Origin of the sequence: Rhizobium sp. FY34 (assembly GCF_005222845.1) — a bacterium.
In the GTDB taxonomy this organism is placed as follows: Bacteria; Pseudomonadota; Alphaproteobacteria; order Rhizobiales; family Rhizobiaceae; genus Neorhizobium.
Window position 1 is genome coordinate 262,794 of sequence record NZ_STFZ01000007.1, and the last position, 18,614, is coordinate 281,407.

An 18,614-nucleotide genomic window follows, 5' to 3' on the forward strand; every position below is an offset into this window, starting at 1 on the left:
TCCAGTTCCACCATCGATGTCGTGATTGTCTCGCTTCTCCCCCCTTGTGGGGGAGATGGCGGCAGCCAGAGGGGGCCTTTGACCGCAAAGAATGGCCCGAAAGGCAAAGTCCAATGACTGTTCTTGATCTCGCAGGCACCTGGCAGCTTTCGTCGCTGGACGGGCAAACCACGGCACCGATGCCCATTCCGGGCGATGTGCACACGGCACTGAAGACAGCTGGCGCGATCGTCGATCCCTATGTCGGGCGCAATGAACAAGAGCTGGACTGGGTGGCAGTCAAGGACTGGAAGATCGAGCGGGATTTCACGCTGCCGGAGACCGGCGGCGACTGGTATCTGGACATCGACAATCTCGATACGGTTGCCACGGTAGAGATCAATGGGTTTACGGTTTTACACGCAGATAACTGCTTTCGCCGTTACAGACCTGATGTTTCCAAGGCGTTGCAGGCGGGCGAAAACCGCATCCGTATTGTGTTCCATTCGAGCATTCGCGAAGGGGCAGAGCGGCAGGCGGCCCAGCCTTTCTATATTCCTTATTCCACCGCCAATTCTCCCATTCCCAACGGCAATATGCTGCGCAAGCCGCAATGCCATTTCGGCTGGGACTGGAATATCGCGCTGGCACCGCTTGGGCTTTACGGCACGATTGCGCTGAAGAAGCTGGAGCCGGCGCGCATCGAGCATGTGGTGGTGAGCCAGGCGCATGCGGCCGAACAGGTGGATGTGACGGTGGAGGTGGCACTGTTTGCCGCGGCCGAAAGCCTTGTGCCGCTGGTGCTGACGCTGGGCGATGATCAGATACGGATCGATATTGCGGTGCAGCCGGGTGAAACCAAGGTAAGCCATGTCTTTCGTATTCTCTCGCCGCGCCTCTGGTGGCCAGCCGGCAGCGGTGCGCAGGCGCTGTATGATCTGACGGTCGAAATCCCGTCCGAGACGGTGAAACGACAGATCGGCCTTCGCACGGTGGAGCTTTTGACGGACAAGGACGAGGCGGGCAACCGCTTTGCATTTCGCATCAATGGCCGCGAGATCTTCTGCCGCGGTGCCAACTGGATCCCCGCCGATGCGCTGTTCTCGCTGGCGAGCGAGGAGAAGACGCACGACCTGCTGCAATCGGCCGTCGATGCCCATATGAACATGATCCGTGTCTGGGGCGGTGGCTTCTATGAAGCCGACTGGTTCTACGATCTCTGCGACCGGATGGGGCTGATGGTCTGGCAGGATTTCCAGTTCTCCTGCAATCTCTACCCCTCAACGCCGGATTTTCTCGAGAATGTCGCCCAGGAGGTGGATTATCAGGTGCGGCGGCTCGTTTCGCATCCCTCCATCGTGCTCTGGTGCGGGGATAATGAACTGGTCGGTGCGCTGACCTGGTTTCAGCAATCCATCGAAAACCGCGACCGCTATCTCGTCTCCTATGACCGGCTGAACCGCACCATCGAGCAGGCGCTGCAAAAGGCATCACCGCAGGCCATATGGTGGCCGTCGAGCCCGGCTTCCGGCTATCTGGACTATGGTGATGCCTGGCATGCTGATGGTTCCGGCGACATGCATTACTGGTCGGTCTGGCACGAGAACAAGCCCTTTGCCGACTATCGCAAGGTGCGCCCGCGCTTCTGTTCGGAATTCGGTTTCCAGTCCTATACCTCGCTACCGGTCATCCGCAGCTATGCGAGCGAAAGCGACATGAACATTGCCTCGCCGGTGATGGAACTGCACCAGAAGAATGTCGGTGGCAACGAACGGATCGCGGCCACCATGTTCCGCTATTTCCGCTTTCCGCAAGGCTTTGCAAATTTCGTCTATCTCTCCCAGGTGCAGCAGGCGCTCGCCATCCAGACCGCCGTCGATTACTGGCGCTCGCTGAAACCCCATTGCATGGGCACGCTCTACTGGCAGCTGAACGACACCTGGCCGGTGGCCTCCTGGTCGAGCCTCGATCATGGCGGCAGCTGGAAAGTGCTGCATTACATGGCACGCCGCTTTTTCCAGCCCGTTGCGATGGCCGCCATTCCCTCCGAGGATGGCTGCGACATCACCATGTCGCTGGTCAACGATACGCCAGAGGATGTGACGGTCAGCCTTGCCCTGTCCTTGCTGACGCTGGCTGGTGAGCGCCGGACGTTGAAAGACGTGGATGCCGTCTGCTCACCGGATGCGGCAGTGAGTGTTGCGACGATTGCGGTCTGCGACATTCCGCCGGACTGCCTGCTCTCCTGGCGCTTCACCGCCAGCAACGGCATGGGCGGCGAGGGGCATCATGTGCCCGGCACCTATAAAGGGCTCGATCTTTTGCCGGCGCAGCTGACGATGAGTATTTCGCCTGCACCAGACGGCGGCTTCGACATTCTGATGCAGGCGGCAGGCCTTGCGCTGTTCGTGATGATCGAGACCGAAACGCCAGGCCGTTTTTCAGACAATGCCTTCGACCTTGCCGCTGGCGAGAACCGGCGCATCACATTTATGCCCGCCGGCCTTTGCGACGGCGTGCCTGAGTTTCGCATTTATGACCTGCAATCCTGCTGCATGGCAGGCTGAGTTTTCGAGTTCAAAAGAGGGGCGGAATAGGCCCAGGAGGACGACATGACGACATTGGGTTTCCAGCTTTACAGCGCGCGCAACTTTCCGCCTCTGTCCGAGGTCCTGAAAAAACTGGCGCAGGCGGGTTACGGACAGGTGGAAGGCTATGGCGGCATCTACGGTGCCATGGACGAGCCGGCGCTGCAGGCCCTGCGGTCTGATCTGGACGAATCGGGCCTCACCATGCCGACCGGCCATTTCGGCATCGATATGCTGGAAAAGGAGCCGAGGCGGGTGCTGAAGATCGCAAAGACGCTGGGCATGCAGGCGATTTACTGCCCCTATCTTCTGCCCGACCAGCGGCCCAGCGATGCGAGCGGCTGGTGCGCCTTTGGCCAGCGGCTAGGCGAAGCCGGCAAGTCCTTCCAGGATGCGGGCTTTGTGTTCGGCTGGCACAATCATGATTTCGAGTTCCAGACTCTGGCCGATGGTTCCACGCCGCAGGAGCAAATCTTTGCCGGCGGGCCGGATCTGGCCTGGGAGGCCGATATCGCCTGGGTGATCCGCGGCGGTGCCGATCCGTTTGCCTGGATCGAAAGCTACGGCAAGCGCATTCGCGCCGTGCATGTGAAGGATATCGCGCCACAAGGCGAGAATGCCGACGAGGATGGTTGGGCGGATGTTGGCCACGGCACGGTGCCCTGGGCAGACCTGATGGTGGCGCTGAAGAAGACGCCGGCCAAGCATTTCGTCGTTGAACACGACAATCCCAAAGATCTCGACCGGCTGATCATGCGGTCGATCGCTTCCTTTGACAGCTACTGATTTTTTTTGAAGGCAAAATCCCATGGCCAAGGAACTCGGCGTCGGCATCCTCGGATGCGGCAATATTTCCACCACCTATCTTTCGCTGGCGCCGCTGCTTCGCGGCCTCAACATGCTGGCCTGCGCGGATCTCAACCGCAGTGCCGCCGAACTGCGCGCCACGGAATATGGCATTGCGGCGCAGTCCATCGAGGACCTGCTTGAGAATGATGCGCTCGACGTGATCGTCAATCTCACCATTCCCGGCTCGCATTTTGCCGTGTCCAAGGCCATTCTGGAGGCCGGAAAGCACGTCTATTCGGAAAAGCCGCTGGTTCTTTCGCTGGAAGAAGGCGAGGAGTTGCGGGCGCTTGCCAAGGCCAAGGGGCTGGCCATCGGCTGCGCGCCGGATACTTTTCTGGGCGGTTCGCACCAGTTGGCCCGCAAGCATATCGATGAGGGCGGCATCGGTCGCATCACGTCTGGGACCTGCCATGTAATGAGCCCCGGCATGGAAATGTGGCATCCCAATCCCGGCTTCTTCTTCCTGGCCGGCGGCGGCCCGATCCTCGATCTCGGCCCCTATTACATCGCCAATCTCATCAACCTTATCGGGCCGGTGAAGCGTGTGTGTGCGCTCACTTCCATGGCAAGCACAACGCGCACCATCACCAGCCAGCCGCTGGCTGGCCAGACCATTCCGGTTGAAACGCCGACCAATATCCATGCGCTGCTGGAATTTGAAAACGGTGCGACGATCACGCTGTCGGCCAGCTGGGATGTCTGGTCGCATCGCCACGCCAATATGGAGCTTTATGGTACGGAAGGTTCGATCTTCGTGCCGGATCCGAATTTCTTCGGCGGCACGGTGGAAGCCTCCGGCCGCAACATGGATATCCAGCCGCTGGCAGGATGGGATCATCCGTTCGGCAAGGATAACCAGGAAAGCCCGCGCGGGCCGCGCGCCAATTACCGCACGGCAGGCCTTGCCGACATGGCGATGGCGCTGATCGACGGGCGCGATCCGCGCTGCTCGCTGGAGCGCACGCTGCATGGCATCGATGTGATGACCGGTATTCTGAAATCCGGCGAGGAGGGGCGGTTCGTCGATATGGTCACGACCTGCACCCAACCGGCCGCACTGGGTATCGAAGAGGCTCTTGCGCTTCTGCGCTGAGACCGCCGGTCGGCCGCGTTTGGGGACAAGGCGCGGCCGGCTGTGCAGGACCGGACAATCGTGAGGAGGAGCATCGGATGATCCGCAATCCCATTCTGCCGGGTTTCAACCCGGACCCATCCATCTGCCGTGTCGGCGAGGATTACTATATCGCCACCTCCACCTTCGAATGGTATCCGGGCGTGCAGATCCATCACTCGCGCGATCTCGTCAACTGGAGGCTGGTGCGCCGTCCGCTGGAGCGCAAGAGCCAGCTCGACATGCGCGGCAATCCCGACAGTTGCGGCATCTGGGCGCCTTGCCTGTCTTATGCGGACGGGCTGTTCTGGCTCGTCTATACCGATGTGAAGCGCCTTGATGGAAACTTCAAGGATGCGCATAATTACATCGTGACGGCAGAGACGATCGATGCTGAATGGTCCGATCCCGTCTATGTGAATTCCTCCGGCTTTGATCCTTCGCTGTTTCATGATGAGGACGGGCGCAAATGGTTCGTCAACATGCAGTGGAACCACCGCACGGAAAGCTATGGCGGGGCACCCAAGCATCCGGCATTTGACGGTATCCTGCTGCAGGAATGGGATGCGCAGACACAAAGGCTGAAAGGCCCGATCACCAATATCTTTCCCGGCAGTCCGCTCGGGCTGGTCGAGGCGCCGCACCTCTTCAAGCGCAATGGCTGGTACTATCTGACGACGGCCGAAGGCGGCACCGGCTATGATCATGCCGTGACCATGGCACGCTCTCGCTTTATCGATGGGCCTTACGAGATGCATCCGCACATGCATCTGATGACCTCCAAGGACAATCCGGAAGCCGTTCTGCAAAGGGCCGGCCATGGGCAGTATGTCGAGACACCGCAAGGTGAGGCTTACCATACGCATCTGTGCGGCAGGCCGCTTGCGCCAAAGCGTCGCTGCACGCTGGGGCGCGAAACGGGCCTGCAGAAATGCGTCTGGCGCGACGATTGGCTCTATCTCGCCCAAGGTGGCGTGGTGCCGGCTGTGGAGGTGGAGGCGCCAACGGATGCCGTGCCCGAGGTGAAGCCGGCACGCGTAACCTATGCATTCCACGGCCCGGCGCTGCCGGATGATTTTCAGTGGCTGCGCACGCCCGAGCCGGAGCGGATCTTCTCGCTGACGCAGTGCCCCGGCCATTTGCGGCTTTACGGGCGCGAAAGCATCGGCTCCTGGTTCGAGCAGGCGCTGGTGGCGCGCCGGCAGGAACATCACAGCTTTCGGGCCGAAACCGTGCTGGAATTTCAGCCGGAAACCTATCAGCAGGTGGCGGGGCTGACGCATTACTACAATCGCCACAAGTTCCATGCACTGGTCGTCACGCTGCATGAGAAGCTTGGTCGTGTGGTGACCATCTTCACCTGCCCCGGCGATTTCCCGCATGGTCGCATGCAATTTCCGGTGGGAAGCGGAGAGGCCGTGGCCGATGGTCCCGTGCATCTGGCCCTGGAGGTGCGGGAGAATGACCTGCAATTCTTTACCCGGTCAGGGGAGGGCAGCAACTGGCAGCCCATCGGGCCTGTGCTGGATGCAGGGGTGATTTCCGACGAAGGTGGCCGCGGTGAACATGGTTCGTTTACCGGCGCCTTTGCAGGCATGGTCGCCTTCGACATTACCGGGCGGGCAAAGCCTGCCGATTTCGACCATTTTGTCTACGAGGGCTTGTAGCCTTGGCTTGAAGGGGAGCGGACAGCACAGATTGCGCGCCTAGCGACGTGAGCCTATAGTTGACTGAAATTATCATCTATTCTAGCGTCGTGTAGTCGGCTGTTTTTCGCCGGCTACAGCAAGCAGTCGCACATCCATGCGCATGGCTTGACCCAATTCTTGCGAGACGAAAGATCCGAACCATGGCCGATGCAACCCTTCCCCACTTCATGGCCAGTGCCGAAATCTCCAGCCTGACCTTTGCTTCTCTGCGCCAGACGCTGATCGAAGAGGCTGCTGAGCATGACCTTCCCATCGTGACCGATACCGGGGATGCTGTGCGCTGTCGCACCGCTTTTGGTGATGTCAGCGCCTTTGCCACTGGAGAGGGTGTGCGGCTTGAGATCAGCGCGCCGAGCGAGTCCTTTCTGTCGGAATTGAAGGACGCGATCATCGTGCATCTGGCCGAAGCGGTGCCGCAACTGATGCGGGGCCTGCAATGGTCAGATGCCGCACCGGCCGGTAGCCTGCCAAAGAATTTCCGTTTCGCAACCGTGGTTGATCTCCAGCCGCTGGGTCCGCTCTTCCTGCGGGTGACCCTGCAGAGCCACGATCTTGACGACTATACCAGCCAGTCCATCCATTTTCGCCTAGCCCTGCCGCCGGCGGGTCTCGCAGATGTCACCTGGCCAAGCCTGGATGCCGATGGCCAGACGATATGGCCGCAGGGGGAAAATGCGCTGCATCGCCCCGTCTATACGGCGCGCAGTTGCGATGCGGCGGCAGGCTTGCTGGTGTTTGACGTCTATCTGCATGATGGCGGGCGCGTGACCGAATGGCTGCGCACCCGGCCGCTCGGGGTCACCATCGGCATGACCGGGCCGGGCGGTAGCGGCCAGCTGGATGAAGAACTTGTCTATATGTTTGCCGATGAGACGGGCTTCCCGGCCATGGCGCGCATTCTCGAGAATCTTTCACCGCATGCGAAAGGCGAAGCTTACTTCGAATCGGAAAACGGAATCCCGTCGGATTATCCCGTTATCGCGCCCGATGGCATTGTGCTCCACTGGTTGAAGCGTGGTGACGGCCTGCCAATTGCCGATCTGGCTGTTCAGCGCATGGCGGAGGAAGAGGGCGGCTTTCTCTGGGTCGCGGCAGAAAAGGGTGGTGTTACCCGGTTGCGTCAGGCGCTTGCATCCCAGCTGAAGACGCGTGGCACGCGCAAATACGTATCAGCCTACTGGCAGCGCTGAGCGAACGTTCTTCTCTCGTATAAAACCTGGTCTACCGGCTGCCCGATGTTGCCGTAGCGTTGTTCTCTGCGCAAGCACCCCTTTTTGTCTTTCGCACGAACATGGTTCTTCTTTCATCCAGAGATGAATACCGCATCCGATATCAGCTTCGGGCAAGCCAGTCTGGCTATGCCTTGCTCTGTCCTATGGCAGGTGGTGGGTTCTGCGACCGGCTTCAGGGGCAGGGGAATGGCTGTTGCCGATCGATGTGCAGGCTTGCTGCATGGACGACAGCATGGCCTGCTATGCTTGAGTTGAAGAACGAATTTTGATTACCAATCAAGGGTTTCCAGTATGAGCTCGGTCATTCCTTCCCTGAGCACCAGTCAGATTAGATCGCTGTCCACGGCGGCGGTTGCTGCGTGGAACACGGAAGATGTGGCGCTGCTCTCGACCAAGCAGATGCAGGTTTTGACCTCTGCCCAGATCGCGGCACTGGATACGGAAGATGTCAATGTTCTCAGCACAGATCAGCTTGGCGCGATTGCCAAGAGCGCCGTCGTCGGATTGACGCTCGATCAGTTGGCCGTGCTTGACAAGCTTGATGTGGAAGCACTGCGCACCGACCAGATCGCGGCGCTGACCGCCAAGCAGCTCGGCGCCTTCTCCACGCTTCAGGCCGAGGCGCTGACGGTATCGCAGGTGCGGACCTTGAGTTCGGTGCAGCTTGCAGCCCTTGGCCCGGATGATATTGCCACGTTTTCCAGTGCCGATATTGCCGTCATCACCAGCAAGTCGATCGCTGGCCTAACGACGGATAGTGTCGCCTCCCTGTCCACCGCGCAGCTTGGTGCGCTGACCGCCAATGCTGTCTCCGGCATGACGACGGCGCAGCTGCGCGCGCTGTCCACTGCGCAGATCGATTCCCTTTCGGCGGATCAGGTGCGTGCGCTGACGTCGAAGCAGCTGGCAGCCCTGACTACCGAGCAGCTTGCGACCTGGTCAACGGCACAGATTGGCGCCATCAGCACGCTTGCCATTCCAGGCCTGACAACCGCGCAGATCTCGGCACTGACCCCCGCCCAGATGGACGGATTTTCCACCACGCAGATCAAGGTCTTGAGCTCGACGCAGGTTTCGGCGATCGGGACAGAACAGCTGGTTGCCTTCGATGCCTCGGAGATCGCCACCATTAGCAGCAAGGCGGTGGCCGGTCTTTCCACGGCGGTGATTGCCAGCCTCTCGGCAACGCAGGTCACGGCTCTGACCGCCGGTGCACTGTCGGGTCTGACCACCGCGCAGGTAGCCAGTCTTTCCTCCGACCAGATGAATGTGCTCTCGACCTTGCAGATGAAGGCCTTGACGGCAAAGCAGGTAAAGGCGCTTTCCGCGGATATCGTGGCGGGTCTGTCGACCGCGCAGATCGCAGCCATCAGCACCTCCAGCGTGACAGGTCTTTCCACCCTGCAGATGGCCGCGCTTTCCACGGCCCAGGCCGATGCACTATCGGCGCAGCAGGTGGCCGCGCTCAGCGCAGCGCAGCTTGCAGCGCTCGGCGTCGATGGATTGGCAACCTTCACGGCGGCCGATATGGCCGCCATTACATCCAAGGCCGTGGCCGGCCTCTCCACCGATACGGTTGCATCCCTGACCACCGGGCAGATTGCCGCTCTGGCGACCGCTGCCATTGCCGGCCTGACGACGGCACAGATGGCGGTATTCTCCACCGCCCAGGCCCAGGCGCTGTCGGTAGCGCAGGTCAAGCTCTTGAGCTCGGCGCAGGTGGCGGCCCTTGGTCCCGACAATCTTTCGACGTTTACAGCGGAAGAAATCGCCACTCTGTCCAGCAAGTCGGCGGCGGGTCTTTCCACGGAAGATATGGCACGGCTCAGCACGGCCCAGGTTGCAGCGCTCAGCACCAGTGCTGTTGCCGGCCTGTCGACGGCGTTGATCACCATCATGTCGACCGAGCAGATCGAGGCTCTGTCCAGCGCGCAGATAAAGGTGCTGAGCTCCGGCCAGATCGAAGCACTGGGGCCTGACGGCATTGCGACATTCTCGGCCTCCGACATGGGCGCGATCAGCAGCAAGGGCATTCTGGGCCTGACCACCGAAACCATGGCGGGTCTGACGACCAGCCAGGTTGTGGCGCTCAGCACGGCAAGCCTGGTTGTTTTGAAGACGACGCAGATTGCGGCGCTGACCACACAGCAGGCGGCGGCCCTCTCCACCGCGCAGGTGAAGGCCCTGACGGCTGCCCAGGTTGCAGCTCTCACCACCGAAGACATCGCGGAGATGAGCGCCGAGCAGATTGCGGCGCTGAGCACCAAGGGTGTAACCGGCCTGACCGCGAGCCAGGTTGAAGCCCTGAGCACCAGCCAGGTTGCGGCGCTGACCACGGCGCAGGTCGCCGTATTGTCTTCCGCCCAGATGGCAGCCCTGGATGCGAGCGATATTGCCACATTCTCGACCGCCGACATCGCCGTCATCAATTCGCGCGCAGTGCAGGGCCTGAAGACGGAAGCCGTTGCCGCCCTGTCGACGGCGCAGATTGCCGCCCTGAACACTTCTGCCATCCGGTCGGTTACAGCGGCGCAGATGGAGGCTTTGTCCTCCACGCAGGTCGAGGCCCTGTCCTCGACGCAGATCGCCGCCCTGAATTCCACCCAGCTTGGTGGCCTGGATGCCACGGATCTCGCGACCTTTACCATGGACGAGATCGCCGCTCTGTCCTCCGGCGCTCTGTCGGGCCTCTCCACCGAAACGGTTGCCGCTCTGTCGACCGCCCAGATTGGCGCCCTCAGCACGGCTGCGGTGCGCGGCCTCACATCGGGTCAGATGGAGGCTTTGACCACAACCCAGATCGCCGCCTTGAGCACAAGGCAGATGGCGGCGCTGACATCGGCCCAAGTCGTCGGCCTTGGCAGCACCGAACTTGCAAGCCTCAGCACCGATCAGGTGGCGGCCCTCAGCGCTTCCGCCATCCGCGGCTTGAGCTCCGAACAGGTGGAGGCGCTCAGCACCACGCAGATCGCAGCACTCAGCACCAAGCAGGCGGCCGCCCTTGGTTCCGGCCAGATGCCGGGCTTTGGCACGAGCGATATCACCGCGCTGACGCCAACCCAGGTGGCGGCGCTCAGCACCACGGCCATTGCGGGCCTCACCACGCAGCAGATCGGCGCGCTGACCTCGCTGCAGATGGAAGCGCTGACGACGACCCAGATTGCCGCCCTGAGTTCGGCTCAGGTGGCTGTACTCGATGCCGCTGATATCGCAACCTTCACGACGCAGGAGATTGCATCCTTAAGCGCCGGCGGCATTGCCGGTCTGTCGACGGATGTGATTGCGGCCATGTCGTCCGATCAGATCGCCGTACTGGGCACGTCAGCCATTGCCGGCTTGACGACGAAGCAGATGGCGGCCCTGAGCACTGGCCAGGTGGCGGCCCTCACCACAAAGCAGGTGGCGGCGCTTACCTCCGAGCAGGTGGCGGCCCTTGAAACGGATGATATTGCAGCCCTGTCGACAACGCAGGTTGCGGTTCTGAGCGCAGGCGGCATATCCGGCCTGACGACACGCCAGATCACCGTGTTCAGCTCCAGCCAGATGGAGGCGCTGACACCAGCGCAGATTGCGGCCTTGAGCTCCACGCAGCTTTCCGCGCTGGATTCGGCCGATATGGCCGCCTTCTCCACCAAGGACATTGCAGCGCTGACATCCGGCGCCATTGCGGGTCTATCCTCGGAAGCCATTGGGGCGCTCACGACGACGCAGGTGCTCGCTTTGTCCACCAGCGCCATTTCCGGCCTGTCGACCAAGCAGATTGCAGCACTCGGCACTACGCTTGCCGAGGCTCTCACCCCCTCGCAGGTCGGTTCGCTGACCTCCACGCAGTTGGCTGCCCTCACGACGAGTGACGTGGCCTCCTTCTCGACCAAGGATATGGCAGCCATTTCGGCAACGGCGATTGCCGGGCTTTCCACGGCCGCGATTGCCGCCATGTCGAGCGACCAGATCGCCGCCATCAGCACGGCCGCCATTGCCGGACTGTCCACCGGCCAGATGGCAGCGCTGACCACGGCGCAGACGCAGGCGCTGGGCACCGCGCAGGTAAAGGCGCTGACCTCCCTGCAGATTGCCGCGCTTGGGACCGAGGATATCGCAGCCCTCTCGACCGATCAGGTGGCGGCGCTCAGCACCGGCGGCCTGTCGGGTCTGACCACGCGGCAGATGGCAGCGCTCAGCACAATTCAGGCCGAAGCGCTGACCACGGCGCAGGTTGCGGCTCTGAGCTCCGCCCAGCTTGGTGCTCTCGGTGCCGATGATATTGCGAATTTTTCCACGCTGGATCTGGCGGCCATCACCGCCGATGCGATTTCCGGATTGACGACAGCCGTCATCGCCGGGCTATCCAGCGGTCAGATCGGCGCCCTGAGCGCCAACGGCATATCGGGCCTGTCGACCAGACAGGTCAGCGCGCTCACCTCGGGCCAGATCCAGGCCCTGAGCAAGGGACAGGTCGCAGCGCTTACCTCCGCGCAGGTGGCAGTCCTTGGAACCGACGATATGGCAGCACTTTCCACCGATCAGGTCGCGGCCTTAAGTGCGGCGAGCCTTGCCGGCCTATCGAGCGCGCAGGTTGCGGCGCTTTCCACCGATCAGGTGGAGGCCTTGAACGCCACGCAGGTGGGCGCCCTCAATTCCAAGCAGATTGCAGCACTCGGTTCCGACGACTTCAATGTCTTCTCGACCGCTGATATGGCCGCCATTACCTCGGACGCCATTGTCGGACTCTCGACCGCAACCATTGCCGGACTTTCGACCGAACAGGTCAGCGTGCTCAGCGCTGCGGCACTGAGCGGGCTTTCCACCACCCAGATCGCCGCCCTGAGCAGCACGCAACTGGCCGTTCTGTCAACGGCCCAGATGGCCGCCTTGAGCTCACGGCAGATTTCCTCGCTTGGCACCGCCTATATCGCCACGCTTTCGACCGAGCAGGTTGCCGCACTCGGCGCAGCCGGGGTTGCCGGCCTCTCGACGGCGCAGATCGCCGCCATGAGCACGGCTCAGGTGGAGGCGCTGACCTCGGCGCAGGTTGCTGCTCTCTCTTCCGCACAAATGGCAGCGCTTGGCGCCGATGATCTGGAAACCTTCTCCACTGCCGATATGGCGGCGATCAGCTCCAGTGCCGTGACCGGCATTGCAACGGCAACGCTTGCGGCCCTTTCGACCGAACAGGTGGCGGCACTGGGCGTGGCGGGCATTGCCGGCCTCACCAGCAGCCAGATCGTGGCGCTCACCACAGATCAGGTCGATGCGCTGACGACCGGCCAGGTTGCGGCCTTGACCTCGCGCCAGGTGGCAGCGCTTGGCACCGACGACATCGCCGTTCTGTCCACCGCTCAGGTGGCAGCGCTTGGCACGGCCGGCATTCCAGGCCTTACCACTACGCAGATCATTGCCATGAGCGCGGATCAGATCGAGGCACTGACATCGTCGCAGGTCGCCACACTCAGCTCGACCCAGGTCGGCGCCCTGACCACCGACGACCTTGCGCTCTTCTCCACGGCTGATATCGCCGCCATCAGTTCGCGCGCCGTGGCCGGCCTTTCCACAGGCACCATCGCCGCATTGACGCATGACCAGATCGCCGCCCTTGGCAAGGACGCGATCACCGGGCTCTCGACAACCCAGATCGCAGCCCTCAGCATCGTACAGGTCGAGGCTTTGACGACCGGTCAGCTTGGTGCGTTGAGCTCGAAACAGCTTTCCGTGCTTGGCACGGATGATATCGCTGCCCTGTCAACGAGCCAGGTAGCCGCGCTTGCGACTGCAAGCATTGCCGGCCTCTCGACCGACCAGATTGCCGCCATGGCGCCCGACCAGCTGGAGGCGCTGACGCCGGATCAGGTGGCGCAGCTGACCTCGACCCAGATCGCCGTGCTCGCAACCGAGGATCTCGAACTGTTCTCGACAAAGGACATCGCGGCGATCAGTTCGTCTGCCGTCGCCGGCCTTTCCACGGCAACGATTGCCGCATTGACCACCGAACAGGTGGCGGTGCTGAGCGCTGCCGGCATTGGCGGGCTTTCGACCGCGCAGATCGCCGCGCTCAATACGCGGCAGGTGGAGGCACTGACGCCGGATCAGGTGGCTGCGCTCAGCTCCAAGCAGATCGCGGTGCTCAACAGCGCGCAGCTTGAGACGTTTTCGACAGCCGATATTGCCGCCATCAGCTCGAACGCGATTGCTGGTCTCTCGACTGGCACGATTGCAGCCCTTTCCACCAGCCAGATTGCGGCACTGAGCACCGCTGGCGTGTCGGGCCTGTCAACCGGGCAGCTGATAGCGCTCGACACCGAACAGCTGGGCACGCTGTCGACCGCGCAGGTGGCTGCGCTCGGCTCCAAACAGCTGGCGGCCCTCTCCACGACAGCGATCATGGCACTGTCGACGAAGCAGGTTGCCGCCCTCAGCGCCGCTGCGGTTGCGGGCCTCACCAGCGCGCAGGTTGCCGCCATGACGCCTGAGCAGATCGATGCGCTGTCCAGCAGCCAGATCGCGGGCTTGAGCTCCGACGGTGTTTCGGGTCTGGCCAGTGAGGATCTGGCAAAGCTCACCACTGCAGAACTGACCGCTATCAATTCGGATGCGATCAAGGCGCTGTCCACCGGCTTTATCGCCGCGCTGTCGACCGAGGAACTTGCCGCTTGGAACACCAGCGGCATCAAGGGCCTGACCAGCGCCCAGATGGCGGCGCTGAGCTCTGCCCAAGTGGATGCCTTCACGACGGATCAACTGGCAGTCCTCAGCGCAGACGCGCTGGCCGGACTTGGCACGGATGATATCGACACCTTCACCACCGCCGAACTGGCGGTTCTGAGCCCGACCTCGATCAAGGGCCTGTCAACGGCGGTCATCGCATCGCTGTCTACGACGGAAATCGCGGCACTCTCGCCAACCCAGGTCGGCTCGCTCAGCTATAATCAGGTCCTGGCCATGAGCACGGAGCAGGTCGCGGCCTTCTCCACCGCCCAGCTCGGTGCGCTGAATGCCCTGCAGGCGGCAGCGCTGGGTGCCGATGATATCGCCAGCTTCTCGACCGAAGAGATCAAGCTGCTCTCCACCAGTGCCATCTCCGGCTTGAGCACCATGGCCATTGCCTCGCTGACGACCGAGCAGGCGGAAGCGTTGACGCCGGCCCAGGTGGGTGCGCTGACCGCAGCCCAGGTGGCGGCGCTGAGCGATGCAAGCCTTGCGACCTTCTCGACCGAGGATATCGTGTCCTTCAATTCGCGCGGCGTATCCGGTCTGTCGACGCAGGATATTTCCCATCTCAGCAGCGCGCAGCTGAATGCGCTGATGGATTCGCAGATGGCATCACTGAGCCCCGATCAGGTGGCGGCCGTGATTGCCGCCTATCTGGGGTAATGGGTAGCCAATTCGGCTTTCAGGCTTTCAGGCTTTCGGGTCTGCGGGCCATAGCCTGCGGTCCGGTGCAATTGGCGCATAGTCATGATAGGCGGCCAGCCTGTCATGGTATTGCCGCCGATAGGTCTCGTCGTCGCTAAATGTTATATTATCATCGACCAGTTCGGCGCCGATCTCGTAATATAGGTCGAGATTGGCAAGATCCGGCACTGGCGTTTCGCCGCGCTCGGCCTTAGCCTGCATCTGCCAGAAGAGTTCTTCCAGTCGGCGGGCAAGGCCTGGCATGTCACGCAGCACGCTCGTGTCGCGCCGCGCTTCAAGGGTCTGGCGGATGGCCTGCAATGTGTCCGGGGCGCTTGCAAATGCGATGGCCTTTTCGACATAAGCGCCGGGGTTTTCGCAGATCAGCTCTGGAATGCCGGCGGCCGATACGATGCTGGCGCAGAAGCGTGCGGCAAAGCTTTTTCCCGGATAGGTCAAGACCGGCAGGCCGACGGTCAGCGCATCGGCAGCTGTCGAATGGGCGCCGTAGGGGAAGGTATCGAGGAAGAGATCCGCGCAGGCAATACGCGCCAGATGTTTCGCATTCGGGGCTTTGGGTGCAAAGACCAGCCGCTCGCGGACAATGCCTGCCTTTTCTGCCAGCTGGCGCAGGTGCTCGTCCACCGTATCGCCGCCCGTCAGCAACCAGAGCACGGCATTCGGCACGGCCGCCATAATTTCCATCCACTGGCCAAATGTCGCCTCGGTGGTTTTCTGCATGCCATTGAAGCAGGCAAAGACAAAGGCATCCTCCGGCAGCCCGGCCTCGCCACGTGTCGGTTTGGACGCAATCACCCGCTTGCGGTCCACCGGCTGGGTGCAGGGGATCGTCAGCACTTTCTCCGAATAATAGATCTCAGAGCCTTCGGGTGCGACGAAGCCATCGGTGATCATATATTGGTGGAAGGGGCTGCCCATGGAACCCGGATAGCCGCAGAAATTGACGATGACCGGCGCCGGGCGATAGGCAAAGATCTTCGTGCGGGCATGTTTCGTGTAGCCGTTGACGTCGATCAGGATGTCGATGTCATCCTTGGCGATCTGGCGGGCGGCGTCCGCATCGCTCAAGGCAAAGATATCGCGCCAGACGGCGACGGCCGCCTTCATGCGCTCCTGCGTCGGATCGTTGACGACCGGATCGCCGCAGTAATAGGCATAGATCTCGACAGTCTGGCTGTCGTGCAGTTCCAGCACTTCGCGCAGCGCAAAGCCTACGGCATGGTCGCGCAGGTCAGACGAGACATAGCCGACACGCAGTTTCTGTGTCGTCCCAGTCTTCAGCACAGGCTTCTTGGCGGTAAAGCCCGTGGTGTCGGGGCGTCCGACAAAGGACTTGTTGTAGCGATAGGCCTTGGCCAGCTGGAACAGCGGATCATCGCTATAGCAGGCGAGCGACAGCGGCGACATGCTGTCGATCAGCTGGCGGTGCGAGGCGTGTTCGGACGGGGTGAGGATCGGCCATTTGCATTGCCGCTGGCGCAGCGCACTCCAGTGCTGGCCGGCTTCCGTCTTGTCCGGACGAAGCTCGATGGCCTGCCACAGAACGGTTTCAGCCTCTTCCATCAGCCCGGCATTTTCCATGACGCGGCCGATATGCTGCAGCGTCAACAATCGGTGCAGTGTGCGATCGGCAGAGATATCGGCGGTCATGTCCGCATAGGCGCGCCATTGCTGGATCGCCTGTGTTGCCAGCCCGCTATCTTCCAGCGCCCGGCCAAGATTGATATGCGCCTGGCCAAAGCGCGGATCGATTTTCAGGCAGGCGCGCAGCGCATGAATGGAACCGGGAATGTCGCCCTGCTGGCGCAGCGTCACGGCAAAATTGAAGTAGACGAGGTGGAGAAGCGGATGGCTGTCGTTATACGCGATCCAGGTCTTGTACAGCTGCGCTGCCTCGGCCTGCTTGCCGGAGGTTCCGAAAGCGCTGGCAATCTGGAAGACATCGGTCAGGGCCAAGCGTTGCAGCCGCGCAAGGTCAAGGACGCCCGCAAAAGTGGGTGCGGATTCAGGTAGGATAGAATCAGGCGCGATGTTTGACATGGTCCAGAATTGGCGGCCTTGGGCGTGATAATGCAACGGCCCAGAGCCGGTTTCCCCCGCTTAGTTTTCGGGGGAAACCCTGGTCTCATGTGCGCGTCATTCCCACTCGATCGTGCCGGGCGGCTTGGACGTCACGTCATAGACGACCCGGTTGATGCCGCGCACTTCGTTGATGATGCGCGTTGCGGTGCGGCCGAGGAAGTTCATGTCATAGGGGTAGAAATCCGCCGTCATGCCGTCGACGGAGGTAACGGCACGCAGCGCGCAGACGAAATCATAGGTACGGTAATCGCCCATGACGCCAACGGTCTGCACCGGCAGCAGCACGGCAAAGGCCTGCCAGATGATGTCGTAGAGACCGGCTTTGCGGATTTCGTCGAGATAGATGGCATCCGCCTTGCGCAGGATGTCGAGCTTTTCGCGCGTCACGGCGCCGGGGCAGCGGATGGCCAAGCCGGGGCCGGGGAACGGGTGACGGCCGATGAAGCTATCCGGCAGGCCGAGTTCGCGGCCAAGCGCGCGCACTTCATCCTTGAAGAGTTCGCGAAGCGGTTCCACCAGAGCCATGTTCATGCGCTCCGGCAGGCCGCCGACATTGTGATGGCTCTTGATGGTGACCGAAGGTCCGCCCGAGAAGGAGACGCTTTCGATGACATCCGGATAGAGCGTACCCTGTGCGAGGAATTTCGGTGCACCCTTGCCATCAGAGGCGATCTTGGCGGCTTCCGCCTCAAATACCTCGATGAATAGGCGACCGATCGTCTTGCGCTTCACTTCCGGGTCGGTGACGCCCTCAAGCTGGCCGAGGAAGAGGTCGGAGGCATCCACATGGACGAGCGGGATGTTGTAGTGGTCGCGGAACATGCCGACAACCTGCTCGCTCTCACCCATGCGCATCATGCCGTGATCGACATAGACGCAGGTGAGCTGGTCGCCGATCGCTTCATGGATGAGGATGGCGGCCACGGACGAATCCACGCCACCGGACAGCGCGCAGAGCACGCGACCGGTACCAACCTGGTCCTTGATCTTGCGGATCATTTCGGCGCGGTAGGCCGCCATGGTCCAATCGGATTTGAGCCCGACAATCTTGTGCACGAAATTCGACAGAAGCTTCGCGCCGTCCGGCGTATGCACCACTTCCGGGTGGAACATGGTGGTGTAATAACGGCGCTTCTCGTCGGCGGCGATGGCGAAGGGGGCGTTTTCGGACGTTGCGATAACCTCGAAGCCGTCGGGCAGTTCGGTCACGCGGTCGCCATGACTCATCCAGACCGGATAGCGGCCGCCGGCGGTCCAGAAACCGTCAAACAGCGGGCTGTCCTTCTTGACCTCCACATCGGCGCGGCCGAATTCTGCCGCATGGCCACCTTCGACAGTGCCGCCCAGCTGCGTGCAGAGCGTCTGCTGACCATAGCAGATGCCAAGGATCGGCACGCCCGTGTCAAACACTTCCTGCGGCGCGCGCGGGCTGCCTTCCGTCGTCACCGAGGCGGGACCGCCGGAGAAGATGACGCCCTTGGGCGAGAGCTTCAGAAAGGCGTCGCGCGCGTTCTGGAAGGGATGGATTTCGCAATAGACGCCGGCCTCGCGGATACGGCGCGCGATCAGCTGCGTCACCTGGCTGCCGAAATCGATGATGAGGATGCTGTCGGGATGGGCTATCTGGGTCATGGCGAGGCTTTAATGAAAACTT

General features: G+C 61.8%; 8 protein-coding genes. 6 read left to right on the plus strand and 2 right to left on the minus strand.

Translation table 11 applies throughout. The features are described 5' to 3' along the window. The first annotated feature begins 113 nt into the window (after positions 1 to 113). From E8M77_RS06080 to E8M77_RS06105, 6 genes are all read left to right on the plus strand, one after another. Entirely contained in the window at positions 114 to 2,546 is a 2,433-nt protein-coding gene (locus tag E8M77_RS06080) for a glycoside hydrolase family 2 protein (protein WP_137129717.1), read from the plus strand. 45 nt (positions 2,547 to 2,591) lie between these two features. Then, a complete protein-coding gene (locus tag E8M77_RS06085) occupies positions 2,592 to 3,353 on the plus strand; it encodes a sugar phosphate isomerase/epimerase (protein ID WP_137129718.1) in 762 nt (253 codons plus the stop codon). A gap of 22 nt (positions 3,354 to 3,375) precedes the next feature. Next, on the plus strand, positions 3,376 to 4,509 hold the full coding sequence (locus tag E8M77_RS06090; RefSeq protein WP_137129719.1) for a Gfo/Idh/MocA family oxidoreductase: 1,134 nt from the start codon (positions 3,376 to 3,378) through the stop codon (positions 4,507 to 4,509). A 77-nt stretch (positions 4,510 to 4,586) separates the two neighbouring features. Next, positions 4,587 to 6,194: a glycoside hydrolase family 43 protein gene (locus E8M77_RS06095; protein WP_137129720.1), complete on the plus strand. Its 1,608-nt coding sequence runs from the start codon at positions 4,587 to 4,589 to the stop codon at positions 6,192 to 6,194. 182 nt (positions 6,195 to 6,376) lie between these two features. Beyond that, complete coding sequence (locus E8M77_RS06100) at positions 6,377 to 7,426, plus strand: siderophore-interacting protein (protein WP_137129721.1); 1,050 nt, start codon at positions 6,377 to 6,379, stop codon at positions 7,424 to 7,426. Between the two features lie 333 nt (positions 7,427 to 7,759). Further along, positions 7,760 to 14,836: a hypothetical protein gene (locus E8M77_RS06105; RefSeq protein WP_137129722.1), complete on the plus strand. Its 7,077-nt coding sequence runs from the start codon at positions 7,760 to 7,762 to the stop codon at positions 14,834 to 14,836. 27 nt (positions 14,837 to 14,863) lie between these two features. On the opposite strand, the gene E8M77_RS06110 is transcribed toward E8M77_RS06105, so the two are convergent. Both E8M77_RS06110 and guaA read right to left on the minus strand, forming a co-directional pair. Then, the gene (locus E8M77_RS06110) at positions 14,864 to 16,918 is read right to left on the minus strand and encodes a glycosyl transferase (protein ID WP_137129723.1); all 2,055 of its coding nucleotides are present in this window, start codon (positions 16,916 to 16,918) and stop codon (positions 14,864 to 14,866) included. A gap of 96 nt (positions 16,919 to 17,014) precedes the next feature. Continuing rightward, entirely contained in the window at positions 17,015 to 18,592 is a 1,578-nt protein-coding gene (gene guaA, locus E8M77_RS06115) for a glutamine-hydrolyzing GMP synthase (RefSeq protein WP_137129724.1), read from the minus strand. Between the last annotated feature and the right edge of the window lie 22 nt (positions 18,593 to 18,614).